Consider the following 13,964-nt stretch of genomic DNA (forward strand, 5'->3'; position numbering starts at 1 on the left):
GACAACGAATGACAACGAATGACAACGAATGACAACGAATGACAACGAATGACAATGAATAACGCGAGGCCCGAAGGGCCGAGCAAATGACAATGAATAACAATGAATGACAATGAATAACAGAATCAAGAATTTACGCGAACAAAGCCTCAGGGCCGTCAACCGCATCTCAGCGGAGAGGGCGCTTCTGGTGACCGAATTCTATAAAAGCGACCGGGCGCAGGAAGTATCCATTCCCGTAAAAAGGGCGCTAACCTTCAAATACATTCTGGAGCACAAAACGATTTACATCAACGAGGGCGAGCTCATCGTCGGTGAACGGGGTCCCGCTCCCAAGGCAACTCCCTCCTATCCCGAAGTGTGCCTGCATTCCCTGCAGGATCTGGATATTCTCAACAACCGTCCCAAGGTGTCCTTCAAAGTCGATGAAGCAACCTGGAAAGCCTATGAAGAGGTGATCATTCCTTTCTGGAAGGGGAAGAGCCACCGCGAACGGCTGTTCCGTGAAATGGATCCGGCCTGGATCGACAGCTACCAGGCAGGTGTGTTCACTGAATTTCAGGAACAGCGTGCTCCCGGGCATACGGTGCTGGGAGGCAAGATCTACAGGATGGGTATGCTGGACATGAAGGAGCAGATCCGGCAAAACAAGGAGAAGCTTGATTTTTACAATGATCCGCAAGCCCTGGATAAGCTTGAAGAGCTCCGGGCAATGGATATTGCCGCCGATGCCCTGATCCTGTTCGCTGAACGACATGCACGGGAACTCGACAGGCTGGCAGCCGCGGAGATCAATCCCGGGAGGAAGAAGGAGCTGGCCGAGATGGCCGCCATATGCCGCCACGTTCCCGCACACGCTCCCCGCACATTCCACGAAGCATTGCAATATTACTGGTTCGTTCACCTGGGCGTGATTACGGAGACCAATCCGTGGGATTCCTTCAATCCCGGGCGGTTAGACCAGCATCTTTATCCCTTTTATAAAAAAGAGATGGAAGCCGGCACCCTGTCAAAGGAGAGAGCAGTGGAGATACTGCAATCTTTCTGGGTGAAGTTCAACAACCATCCTGCACCGCCTAAGGTCGGCGTAACGGCACTGGAAAGCAATACCTATACCGACTTTGCCCTGATCAATGTGGGAGGTCTGACCCCTGACGGAAAAGACGCGGTGAACGAAATGAGCTACCTGATCCTGGATGTGATCGAAGAGATGCGCCTGCTGCAGCCAAGCTCGATGGTTCAGGTCAGCAAACAGAATCCCGATAGCTTATTGAAAAGGGCGGCGAAGATTCTCAAGACCGGCTTTGGGCAGCCTTCCATTTTCAATACGGATTCGATCATCCAGGAGCTGGTCCGGCAGGGGAAATCCATCGAAGATGCCCGCAACGGAGGAGCCAGCGGATGCGTCGAGAGCGGTGCCTTCGGCACAGAGGCCTACTGGCTGACAGGGTATTTCAACCTGACCAAGGTGTTGGAGATCACGCTTAACAACGGATTCGATCCCCGTACCGGAAAACAAATCGGGCTGAAAACGGGCGAAGTGAGCACGTTTACATCCTTCGATCAGATTATGGATGCCTTTGAGCAACAGCTACGTCATTTTATTGACATAAAGATCAAGGGGAATAATATAATCGAAAAGTTATTCGGGGATTACATTCCGGTGCCCTTCCTTTCGCTGCTCGTGGATGACTGCATTGACAATGCAAGGGATTACAACCGGGGAGGAGCGCGGTACAACACAAGCTATATCCAGGGTGTGGGTCTCGGGAGCATTACCGACATCCTGACCTCGCTGCGGTATAACGTTTTCGACCAACAAAAGCTGACCATGGCGGAGATGCTCAAAGCATTGCAATCTAATTTTGAAGGGTACGATGACCTTCGGTTCGACCTGATCTATAATACGCCCAAGTACGGGAATGATGATGACTATGCCGATCAGCATGCTGTCAGGATTTTCAACCTGTTCTTTCAGGCTGTGGATGGAAGACCGACAGCCAGGGGAGGCAGGTTTCGCATCAATATGCTGCCCACCACCAGCCATGTGTATTTTGGAAGCGTCATCGGTGCGACTCCCGACGGCAGAAAGGCAGGAATGCCCCTCTCGGAGGGGATCTCTCCTTTCCAGGGGTCCGATAGAAAAGGACCCACATCTGTACTGAAGTCCGCTGCAAAGATTGATCATCTCAAGACAGGCGGTACGTTGTTGAATCAGAAATTCAACCCCCAGCTTTTTGAGGGTGAGCGGGGGATTGAAAGCCTCGTACAATTGATCCGCAGCTATTTCCGGATGGACGGCCATCATATCCAGTTCAACGTGGTCAATGCCGACACCCTGCGGGATGCACAGAAATTCCCCGAGAAGTACCAGGACCTGATCGTGCGGGTGGCGGGTTACAGCGATTACTTCAACGACCTGGGAAAGGATCTGCAGGATGAGATCATCCGGCGCACGGAGCATAAAGAGTTTTGAATCGTTAGCAATATTAGGTTACCCCTCCCCCGTGCAGGGGTGGGGTACTTGAGATCCTTACCACGGTGAACCTGTATGAAAACGACGATTGTAAAATCCGAGCTCCTGCTGCTGCTGGCGGCCCTGATCTGGGGCTTTGCCTTTACGGCCCAGCGGGTGGGGATGGAGTACATGGGTCCCTTCCTGTTCAACGGTATCCGATTCGGACTGGGAGCATTGGTGCTGGGAACCTTTATTCTGGTCCGCAGGAACAGGGAAATTGACATCCGACCGGAGTTCCTTCATGATCGGAAGCGAATGCTGGCACGGGGGGGGATCGTAGCCGGGCTGATGGTCTTTGCCGGCGCGTCGCTTCAGCAAACGGGGATGGTCTACACCACCGCGGGAAATGCGGGTTTCATCACAGGCCTGTATGTTGTATTTGTTCCCGTACTGGGATTGTTCCTGCGGCAGCGGCCAGCCGTGTATGTATGGATTGGAGCGGTGATGGCTGCTGCCGGAATGTACCTGCTGAGTGTCACCGGGAATTTTCAAATGTCAAAAGGTGATCTGTACGTTCTGGGGTGTGCCTTCGTGTGGGCGTTCCATGTGCTGTACATCGGTCATCTCTCTCCGCGGGTGGATGCTTTGAAGCTGGCGCTGATCCAGTATGTTATCACATCGGTTCTCAGTTTGTTGATCGCCGTTTTCTTTGAAACGATCCTCTGGAGGGCGATCCAGGACGCCACGTTGCCCCTGCTCTATGGCGGAATTTTTTCAGTAGGGATCGCCTATACGCTTCAGATCGTGGGGCAGAAGAAGGCTCCGCCGGCTCACGCGGCCATCATTTTGAGCCTGGAAGCCGTATTCGCTGCGCTGGGCGGCTGGCTGATCCTGCATGAGGTGCTTTCCACACGTGCTTTGATTGGCTGCGCCCTGATGCTGGCAGGGATGGTGCTGGCACAGGTGAAGCGGGGAAATGTAGCGAAGTAGCCGATGTAACGACGTATCGATATTCGATGTACTTTTACTTCGCTACATCGAATATCGTTACATCGCCTACATCGCTATATCATTATGAACCGAATCCTTGCTTTTCCTCCGCCTCCTTCCTGGCCGGTGATCACCACCATCGATATGCACACCGGTGGCGAGCCGCTGCGGGTCATCACCGGTGGGCTGCCTGATATACCGGGAAATACGATCCTTGAGAAGCGCCGGTACTTCCGCGATCATTTCGATCATCTCCGCACAGGACTGATGTGGGAACCACGGGGTCATGCCGACATGTACGGGGCAATCCTGACCGAGCCCACTACCGATGACGCGGATTTCGGTGTCTTTTTCATCCACAATGAAGGCTACAGCACCATGTGCGGGCACGCGATCATCGCGCTGACCAAGCTGGTGCTCGACAAAGGCATGGTTGAAAAGGACGGAAATGAGCCTGAACTCATCATCAACGCTCCACCAGGCAAGATCTATGCGAAAGGTCACAGCGAAAACGGTACCGTCAGGAAAACTTCCTTCCGAAACGTTCCTTCGTTTGTGCTTATCAAAGATAAGACGGTGACAGTGGACGGAATCGGTCAGGTACGGTTCGATGTGGCGTTTGGAGGTGCTTTCTATGCGTTTGTGAAAGCGGAGGATCTCGGGCTGAAGCTTTTTCCTGCAGAATTCAACAGGCTGATCGATTACGGGAGGCGCATCAAACGGGCTGTCATGGATCATTTTCCGATCATTCATCCATTCGAGGAGGACCTGAGCTTTTTATACGGAACAATTATCACTGGCCCAGCTGAGCAACCAGGTCATTATAGCCGGAATGTCTGTATCTTTGCTGACGGGGAGCTCGACAGGTCGGCGACGGGTTCAGGTGTGAGTGCACGTGCCGCGTTGCATTTTGAGAAAGATGGATTGAAACCGGACGAAGTCATTACGATCGAAAGCATCCTGGGCACCACGATGGATGTCTGCATTAAAGAGGTGACAACCTTTGGGCCTCACCGGGCCGTGATCCCGGAGGTCAGTGGAACGGCGCATTTTACGGGCCAGCATTCGTTCTGTTTTGATCCGGAGGATCCATTGGGGAAAGGGTTTATATTCAGGTAGGGATTTAAGAAACAAAGGAATGATGATTTTCGAATTAAGAAGTAATTCAGAAATCAAAAATCCTCTGTTCCTTTGTCTCTTAAATCCCCTTCCTCTGTTGAATATTCAATTAAATATGGTTGGTCATGAAAAGAGTGTTTTTATTCTTATACATTTTATTTCCAGGTCTGGGAGCCTCCAGCCAGCACCCTGACCCTCAACTCGCCCTGCTGGAATCCTGGCTGAAAACCCGTCCTGATGTCACCTTTGACACCATCGCGCACCACCCCCACTTCGGCAAAGCGTATGTGCTGAGGTTCACTCAGCCCGTCGATCATCACAATCCTGACGGGGCAACGTTTTCGCAGCGGGTATTCCTATTTCACCGCGACTTTTCACGACCCGTGGTGTTTGTGACTGAAGGATACGGAGCCGGATATGCCATTTACCCCAGGGCGATCAACGAACTAACCGGGTACCTCGATGCCAACCAGATCGTGGTAGAGCACCGCTATTTCGGGGAATCGGCGCCGGATTCGCTTGACTGGCAGTATTTGGACATTGAGCAGGCTGCGGCCGACCACCACCGCGTGGTCGAGCTCTTCAAAGGGCTGTATCACGCCCGCTGGTTGAATACCGGCATCAGCAAGGGAGGGCAGACGACCCTTTATCACCGGTACTTTTACCCTGATGATGTTGATGCTTCGGTGGGTTATGTCTGTCCGCTCAATTTCTCCATCCAGGATGCGCGCATTTATGACTTCATGCAAGCGGTGGGCAGCGATGATTGCCGCAAACGGATTTATGAGTACCAGATCGAAATGCTGAAAAATAAAGATATCTACTACCCGGTTTATGAGAAGATGGCGTCCGATAAAAAATATACCTACCAGCGGGTTGGTGCTGAAAAATCTTATGAGATGACCATTATGGAATATGCCTTTGCTTTCTGGCAATGGGGACGGTGGACCTGCGACTCCATCCCCGTGCCTGTAAGATCACCGGAAGAGATGGTCAACCATCTGGATATTGTTGCAGGAATTGACTGGCTGTCGGATGAGGGGATCGATAAGTATCTTCCCTTTTATTACCAGGCCATGACCGAGATTGGCTTCTACGGGTACGATGTGGATCCCTTCAGGGGATTGGTGAGTTCCACGGAGGATATCACATTCACGTTTACCTGCCCCGAAGGTGCCGAATGTGTGTATGATCCGGTTCCCATGGAAAAGGTGGATCATTTTCTGCGGCATGATGCCCGCCGGATGTTGTTCATTTACGGGGAATACGATCCCTGGTCTGCACCGGCTGTGCAGCCATCGGGCGGGAACGAAGTGGTGGTCATATACAAACCTCAGGGAGCGCATTCGTCGAGGATCGGGAACCTGCCAGGAGATCTGCAGGAGAAGGCGTTGGGGCTACTGGAGAAGTGGATGGGGGTCGAAATTGAGAGGAGAGAGGAGAGAGGAGAGAGGAGAGAGGAGAAATAATGAATATGTATGAGATTAGAAATATTGCGATCATTGCACATGTGGATCATGGGAAGACCACACTGGTGGACCGAATCCTATACCAGGTGAAGCTTTTCCGGGAGAACCAGGAAGTCAGGGAACTGATCCTGGATTCGAACGAGCTGGAACGGGAGCGGGGAATTACCATCCTGGCGAAAAATGTTTCTGTTAGGTATAAGGGGGTGAAGATCAATATTATAGATACACCTGGACATTCCGATTTTGGCGGAGAAGTGGAACGGGTACTGAACATGGCGGATGGAGTCCTGTTGGTAGTGGATGCTTTTGAAGGGCCCATGCCGCAGACCCGTTTCGTCTTACAAAAAGCATTGCAGCTGGGACTGAAGCCGGTTGTTGTCATCAACAAGGTGGACAAGCTGAATTGTTCTCCCGACGAAGTGCACGAGGCAATCTTTGAATTAATGTATAGCCTGGATGCCACGGAAGACCAGCTAAATTTTCCCACGGTGTATGGTTCTTCAAAGCAGGGCTGGATGTCGCCTGACTGGAAAAAACCCACAACGGATGTCAGCTATTTGCTGGATGTCATTCTGGAGCACATCCCCGCACCGGCACACGTGGCGGGAACATTGCAGATGCAGATCAGTTCGCTGGATTATTCCTCTTACCAGGGACGCATTGCGGTTGGCCGCATATCCCGCGGCGTGATCAAGGCCGGGATGCCCGTCTCCCTGGTCAAAAACGACGGAAGTGCCTATAAGTCAATTATCAAGGAGCTCTACCTTTTCGAAGGGCTGGGCAAGGAGAAGGTCAAGTACGAAGTGGGCGCAGGGGAGATCTGCGCGGTTTTCGGCCTGGATAATTTCGATATCGGTGATACCATCGCTGATCTGGAAAATCCGGAAGCACTTATTCGCATCAGTGTGGATGAGCCAACCATGAGCATGCTCTTTACGATCAATACATCTCCTTTTTTCGGGCGGGAAGGCATATATGTGACCTCGCGCCATCTGCGCGAACGCCTTTACAGGGAGACGGAGAAAAATCTTGCTTTACGCGTCGAGGAAACGGATTCCCCTGAGAAAATGATCGTCTACGGGCGGGGAATTCTGCATTTGTCGATCCTGGTGGAAACCATGCGCAGGGAGGGATATGAGTTCCAGCTGGGGCAGCCCCAGGTGGTCATCCGGGAGATCAAGGGAGTAAAGAATGAACCCGTCGAATACCTGACGGTCCTGGTACCCGAATCCTTCTCCGGAAAAGTGATTGACATCGTAACCAGAAGAAAGGGAGAAATTGATCATATTGAAATGAGGAAGGACCGCGTGGTGCTTGAATTTTCCATCCCCGCCCGGGGCCTGATCGGGCTGACCAATCCTGTGCTTACCGCCACGGAAGGAGAGGCCGTGGTCGCTCACAGGTTCAAGGCCTTCGAGCCCTGGAAAGGTGAGTTGCTGACGCGCCGCAACGGATCGCTGATCGCCCTGGAAACAGGTACTGCCGTCGCCTACTCTATCGACAAGTTACAGGACAGGGGCCGGTTCTTCATTGAACCCAACGATGAAGTCTATGCAGGGCAGGTGATCGGCGAAAATACAAGGTACGAGGATATTGTGGTCAATGTTGTCAAAACGAAGAAACTGACGAACATGCGCGCAGCTGGTGCCGATGACAAGGCCGCCATCATTCCTGCAACGAAATTCACACTCGAAGAAGCCATGGAATACATCAATGAGGACGAATATGTCGAAGTGACTCCCAAATCCATACGCCTTCGAAAGATCATCCTGGATGAGACCGAACGGAAACGCAGCAGGAAAACCGTTCCCTGATACATTCTCTCTTCTTTTTCATTCGAACATCAGCGAACCGCACGGATTTTTTTTCATGAGACCCGGGCAGGATTCCTTGGGGAAGCTGATCTTGATAACAAAATAGAAGTTTATTCCTGTAAAATCGGAAACATGAAAAAATCCGCCCAGATGATCCGTCCCCACGGTGAAACTCCTGAATCGTGCGGATAGCCCTAACCTGAGCCTGGTGAAATAATACAGCGAAACAGGAAGGCTTATCTCCAGATCATCAGTCTCATACCTGCCGGTCACGACCACCTGAGGTGGACGGTACACCTGCGCGATACTGTACATGACAGGGATGATGACCGTGGAATTAACGTACCACTTTTTTCTGAAATGGTAATCCAGCTGTGCGCTTAGGGCGGTGGGAAGGAAGACGGTGATCCGGTCGTCAACCAGCGAGCGCGTTGAATCACCGTCATAAAATCGTGCACTGAGCTCGCGCATAAAGGAATTGAGGCTATGGAACTCCGTATTGTTAATATATTCCCAGTAATGATGGACATCTTCAAAGAGATGCTCCTGGGCATTCTCCCTGAAGGTGATCCATCCCAGGTCAAGTAGCGAAATGCCCATACGGTAACGGTAATCTTCGTATGGCTGTTCGCACCTGTGTTTGTACCTGAGTTTCGAGGGATTTTTAATCAGTTTCAGGTACGTAACACCCAGACTTGTTGAGAAACCTCCGCCACGGAATAATCCGCCGGGGCTTGAAAAATCATTGTCATCATAGTCAATTGGCAATGAGAATCCGATGTTGCCATTGAAATTATGGATGTTCGCCGTCAGGTTGACATCGGCTGTATCACTTTCATCCCTGACAAGATACGCAATGCTGTGCCCATACAGATAGGCTCCTGCATATCCCATGACCCGGCTTACCGTGATCCCTGCTGTCCAGCGGTTCAATGAATTTTCATTCAGAATCCTGGCATAACCTATTCCCAGCTCTGCCCAGGTCAGCTGAACCGTGCTGAAATTTTTACCGCTATATTCAATATCATGCTGGGGAGAATACCAGAGGTTTTCATAGATGAAATTAGCCAGGTGGTAAGGTAATCGCCACGCTGAGGTCATCGATCTGGCAGAGCTATATAAAGAAAATGCCTGATGGTCCTGTGCCAGCATGACGGAGGGCCCGTTCATTCTGAAGGACTGATCGATCTGTTTCCGTTTATGGTCCCAGTCCGGTCTCCGGTCAAACAGCATCTCATCCTCACCGTAGGTGGGCAGGTCGGAATTTGAACTCAGGTAATTAAGAAACCGGTAATCTTCTTTCGGAATGAAAAGATAATTGTTCTGGAGGAAAAGATCCACCGAGCCTACCTGGATATCCTGGAAAAGTTTCGAGCCAACCATGGAACCTGGGTTGATCTGAGCACTCAGTGCGCCTGCATAATTTCCGTTGACTACGCCCCACATCTCCTGGGCGGATGTCACCAACACAGCACTTAAGAACACGATCAGGGTAAATAAAGCTCTCACACTACCGGTATTTGATCAGAAACCAAAGGAGTCCTTTGGTTTTATTAACGCGGGAATACGAAGGTTATTGACAGAAATATCGAATTCCTGATGGACGCTTCGGTATTTCTGACTATTTTTATCCGGCGTACACAATAAAATGTTCAATGATACTGGAAATAACCGTCAATTCTGTAACATCAGCGTTGCTTGCCCAGGAAGGGGAAGCCGACAGGATCGAATTGTGCGATAACTTCCATGAGGGAGGTACCACACCGGGTGCGGGAAGCATTGCAAAAGCAAGAGAGCTGCTGCATGTTGGTCTTTTTGTGATGATCCGGCCAAGAGGAGGGGATTTCCATTACTCGGACATGGAAGTGGAGATCATGCAGAGCGATATCCAGTCGGCCAAGGAATTGGGAGTGGATGGGGTGGTATTTGGCCTGCTGAATCCCGACGGAACGGTGGACCGTAAAAGGACGGCCGAACTGGTCGCTCTCAGCCGTCCGTTACAGGTCACCTTTCACCGGGCTTTTGACATGACCCCTGATCCTTTCGCAGCGCTGGAAGATGTTATTGATGCGGGAGCTGACCGGATCCTTACGTCGGGCCAGGCGCCGTCCGCCCTTGAAGGAAGTGCAGTCATTGCATCGCTTGTAAAACAGGCAGGTGACCGGATCAGTATCATGGCGGGTGCAGGGATCAATGAAAGCAATATCCTGGAGCTTTGCCGGCTCACGCAGGCTGCGGAGTTTCATGCTTCCCTGCGTACCAGAAGAAAAAGCGGTATGCTGTTTCAGCGGGAGGGTGTCTTTCTGGGGGATCCGGGAATTTCCGTCCATTCGTTCGATATTGCCGCGCCCTCCAGGATTGCCCGGATGAAGAGAATACTGTCAGGTCATCCATAAATCCTCCCGGGATCATATTCTCCACCAATTAATCCTTATCTTTGCAGTAAACTAATGTACATCATGAAACCTGAATTCATTTGTCCTTATTGCAGGGGGTATCTCAAACCAAACACCAAGATCATTTTATCTGCCAGGAAAAAAGACGGAACACGGGGTATCGTTCTTTTCAACCCCAAACTGGGTGCCTATGATATCATCAAACACAAGTCATTTAAGCTGACCAAAGGAGAACACCTGGACATTCTTTGCCCTCTTTGTCACTCAAACCTGACCGATCAGTCTGTCAGTGATTCACTGGTCAGGATCCTGATGATCGATGAAGACGGTGTGGAGTGCTCAATCTATTTTTCCGAAATATACGGAGAACAATGTACGTATAAAATCTCCGGGGGATCCGTTGAGGCATTTGGGGAAGATGCAGACACCTATCAGAATTTCTGGGGGGGAAAACCCAGATACTGAGCCCGTTACTGCGTACATTTCCTTGATTTTCCCTTTTCCGGTTCACTGGTAAATGACCGTCAGCAGAACTTTATTGGATTTTTTGACCTTTCTCTTCACAGGATGGCATCAAATTGGCAGGAGGCTACGCCTTCACCTTGCAGATGGTTGATTTAACAGAGATTAATTAAAATTACCCTGAAAGATAAAAAAGATAGTGTAATTTTGCCAACCTTTTTTATCTTTTTCTGAATCAAGCGACCTGATGGACAAATTGGCCCGGAACATTATCAAGTACAGATGGCTGACCATCGGTACCGTTGTTATCCTGACGCTCTTCCTTGGTTTCCAGATCAAAAATCTCCGCCTGAATCCGGATGTGATCAGTTCGCTTCCCGACACTGACCCGGATGCCGCTCTTATCAAACAGATCAGTGAGGAATTCACGGTGAACAATATGGGGATGGTCATCATTGAAACAGAGGATATTTTCACCAAAGAAGTCCTGGAGCACGTCAGAACCCTAACCGACACGCTTACCCTGACGCCGGGGGTTGCTTCCGTCATGAGCCTGACCAATGTTACAGAAATCCGCGGTGACGGGGAGGGCATCCAGATTGGCAAGCTGATGGATGAATACGATCTGCCTGATACTCCATCCGAACTGGCCGATCTGAAAAGCAGGGTCTATGAAAAGGGAACCTATACCGGCAACATCATCTCCGAGGACGGGAGCAGCACGGTGATCATCTTTACCCTGGCAAAGGACTCCGATACGAAAACCGTTGCCAGGGAGATCAAACAAAAAACAAAAGCGCTGAATTTTCCCGAAAAGATCTATTTCGGCGGGTCGCCCATGATGGTGACCTATATCTCCGATATCATGATCGCTGACCTGAAACGACTGATCCCAATAGCCTTTGCCCTCATTGTCCTGATCCTGTTCCTGGGATTCCGGTCAGCCAGGGGCGTGATCCTGCCCCTGCTTACCACCATCATTGCCATTGTCTGGACGATGGGGATCATGGCGCTTGGAGGATTTGAGATGTCGATGATCTCCAGCGACATTCCCATCATCTTACTCGCCGTGGGCACGGCCTATACCATCCATGTTGTCAATAAGATCAATCAGGTAAGGGAAAAAAACTGGAAAAAGGCGACCCTGCGTGCACTGAAATACATCATCGTGCCTGTCTTTCTGGCTGCCCTGACCACCGAGATCGGATTCCTGTCGTTCTTGATTGGCTCTTACCTCCATATGATCAGGGATTTTGGCATCTTTACGGCCCTGGGAACGTTCTTCGCATTTCTGCTTTCCATATTCTTTGTCCCGGCCATCGTTTCCATGCTGCCCAATTCCATGAAGACCACCTTTACCCTGGATGACAGGATAAAGAAGTCTTATCTTTCCGATAATTACCTGGCTCCCCTGCACCGTTTGTTGTTCAAGCATCCCAAATACATCCTTGCATCCTGGGGTATTCTGTTGCTGATCAGTTTACTGGGAACCTTTTTCATCCAAAGGAGCGTCGATATAAAGGATTATTTCCAAAAGAAAAATCCGGCACGTTTGGCTGAAGAGATCATGGTTGAAAAATTCGGAGGATCCAAACCGATCTTTGTGGCCTTCGAAGGGAATATGCAGGATCCTGAAGTCCTGAAGACCATGATCAGGACGGAGGAATTCATGAAAGAGAGCCCCTACGTGACCTCAACCCAGTCCATTGCCGATCTGATCGCTCAACTGAGCTTTGCCATGGGAAATGACCGGTCCATACCGGATGATCAGGCCCAGATTGAACAACTCTGGTTCCTGCTTGAAGGCAATGAGCTTATCCGGCAATTTGTGACGGATGACCTGACCAGGGGGATCATCATTTCCAAGTTCACGGCTTCGGATATCAAGGAAAAGAAAGCGTTCGGAGATAAAATGGAATCGTTCATTAAGGCCAACGAAACTCCGGACTGCAAAATCCAGGTCACCGGGATGCCCTTCGTGGATGTAATGCTTGACAAAAGCCTGATCAGAAGCCAGTTCCGTAGCGTGACCGTGGCCATCATTTTCGTGATCATCATATTGAGCCTCATCCTGAAGTCATTTCTGAACGGGCTCTTTGCCAGCATTCCGATCATGGCCACCATCCTGCTCCTGTTCGGCATCATGGGCATTGCAGGGATCCCCATGAACATCGCCACGGTCCTGGTGGCCAGTGTGGCTCTGGGGATCGGGATCGATTATTCCATCCATGTGATCTCTTATTTCAACGCTGAGTTAAAGCAACATCATGATATCCGTCAGGCACTGGACAACACCATCATGGTGAGTGGTAAGGCCATCCTTATCAACGTGATGTCGGTTGCAGCCGGATTCCTTGTCCTGATATTTTCTGAATTTGTTCCACTTCAGTATTTCGGACTGCTGATGGCCATCAGTATGCTGGGTTCAAGTCAGGGAGCCATGACCCTGTTACCGGTCATCCTCATTCTTGTCAACCGAAAAAAAGAAGCATCCATTAAAAATAAATTAAATGAACGTAATCAATAGAACAATCCTGCTCTTCGTGGTCATAATGACCGTATGCGCCGTAAGAGCATACTCCCAGGACGCCGTTTCCATTCTATGGAAAGTGGATAAAGTGATCTTTGCCCCAAAAGACAAACAGGGAAATGTGAAGATGATCCTGTCGGATAAATCGGGCAATGAGAAAGTTCGTGAAGCCCTCATGATGCAGAAGGGAATCGATAAAAAGCTCTATCGCTACACCAAGCCTGAATCCCAGGTTGGGATTGCTACCCTTTCCTTACCCGGAGAGGAAACCTGGCTGTACATGCCTGCGTTTGGGAAACCCAAAAAAATTGACCTTCTGACCAGAAGCCAGGCATTTACGGGTACTGATTTCTCCTATGAGGATATGGAACCCCGGACCTACTCCGACCGGTTCATCCCCAAAATGCTTGAAACCAGGGAAACCGAGTATGTGCTTGAACTGATCCCGAAATCAGCACAATCAGAATATTCCAAAGTAATAGCTCACATTCACAAGGCCAATTCGTACCCGGTCCTTCTGGAATATTTTGATAAGCAGAAGAAAAAAATCAAGGAAGCTACGTATGTCTATGAGAAGATCGGATCCTACTGGAATGCCAAAGAGGTGACCATGACCGATCTCAGGAAGGGACATTCGACACGGACCATCATGACCGATGTGAAGTTCGACCAAGGTTTAACGGATGATCTGTTCACAGTGGAAAAGCTGAAGCAGTAATTCAACTA

General features: G+C 50.3%; 10 protein-coding genes. 9 read left to right on the forward strand and 1 reads right to left on the reverse strand.

What is annotated here, in order from left to right; all coding sequences use genetic code 11:
* The first annotated feature begins 112 nt into the window (after positions 1 to 112).
* The 5 genes from PKI34_10140 (at position 113) to typA (ending at position 7,850) form a co-directional block, all read left to right on the forward strand.
* Positions 113 to 2,476, forward strand: a complete 2,364-nt coding sequence (locus PKI34_10140; GenBank protein ID HNS18167.1) for a glycyl radical protein — start codon at positions 113 to 115, stop codon at positions 2,474 to 2,476.
* 75 nt (positions 2,477 to 2,551) lie between these two features.
* Positions 2,552 to 3,448, forward strand: a complete 897-nt coding sequence (locus PKI34_10145) for a DMT family transporter (protein ID HNS18168.1) — start codon at positions 2,552 to 2,554, stop codon at positions 3,446 to 3,448.
* Between the two features lie 84 nt (positions 3,449 to 3,532).
* Positions 3,533 to 4,567 carry a proline racemase family protein gene (locus PKI34_10150; protein HNS18169.1) on the forward strand — a complete coding sequence of 345 codons (1,035 nt, stop codon included), beginning with the start codon at positions 3,533 to 3,535 and terminating at the stop codon, positions 4,565 to 4,567.
* Positions 4,568 to 4,692: 125 nt separating this feature from the next.
* A complete protein-coding gene (locus tag PKI34_10155) occupies positions 4,693 to 6,036 on the forward strand; it encodes a S28 family serine protease (protein HNS18170.1) in 1,344 nt (447 codons plus the stop codon).
* Between the two features lie 5 nt (positions 6,037 to 6,041).
* On the forward strand, positions 6,042 to 7,850 hold the full coding sequence (gene typA, locus PKI34_10160; GenBank protein HNS18171.1) for a translational GTPase TypA: 1,809 nt from the start codon (positions 6,042 to 6,044) through the stop codon (positions 7,848 to 7,850).
* An 18-nt stretch (positions 7,851 to 7,868) separates the two neighbouring features.
* On the opposite strand, the gene PKI34_10165 is transcribed toward typA, so the two are convergent.
* Positions 7,869 to 9,359 (reverse strand): DUF5723 family protein, encoded by a 1,491-nt coding sequence (locus PKI34_10165; GenBank protein ID HNS18172.1) that lies wholly within the window; start codon positions 9,357 to 9,359, stop codon positions 7,869 to 7,871.
* 146 nt (positions 9,360 to 9,505) lie between these two features.
* On the opposite strand from PKI34_10165, the gene PKI34_10170 reads away from it, so the two are divergent.
* From PKI34_10170 to PKI34_10185, 4 genes are all read left to right on the forward strand, one after another.
* Positions 9,506 to 10,246 (forward strand): copper homeostasis protein CutC, encoded by a 741-nt coding sequence (locus tag PKI34_10170; protein ID HNS18173.1) that lies wholly within the window; start codon positions 9,506 to 9,508, stop codon positions 10,244 to 10,246.
* A 63-nt stretch (positions 10,247 to 10,309) separates the two neighbouring features.
* Positions 10,310 to 10,711, forward strand: a complete 402-nt coding sequence (locus PKI34_10175; GenBank protein HNS18174.1) for a hypothetical protein — start codon at positions 10,310 to 10,312, stop codon at positions 10,709 to 10,711.
* A 244-nt stretch (positions 10,712 to 10,955) separates the two neighbouring features.
* A complete protein-coding gene (locus tag PKI34_10180) occupies positions 10,956 to 13,235 on the forward strand; it encodes an efflux RND transporter permease subunit (protein ID HNS18175.1) in 2,280 nt (759 codons plus the stop codon).
* A complete protein-coding gene (locus PKI34_10185) occupies positions 13,219 to 13,956 on the forward strand; it encodes an outer membrane lipoprotein-sorting protein (GenBank protein HNS18176.1) in 738 nt (245 codons plus the stop codon). The genes PKI34_10180 and PKI34_10185 overlap by 17 nt, the downstream gene beginning before the upstream one ends.
* Positions 13,957 to 13,964: the final 8 nt, after the last annotated feature.

Source organism: Bacteroidales bacterium (assembly GCA_035342335.1).
In the GTDB taxonomy this organism is placed as follows: Bacteria; Bacteroidota; Bacteroidia; order Bacteroidales; family JAGONC01; genus JAGONC01.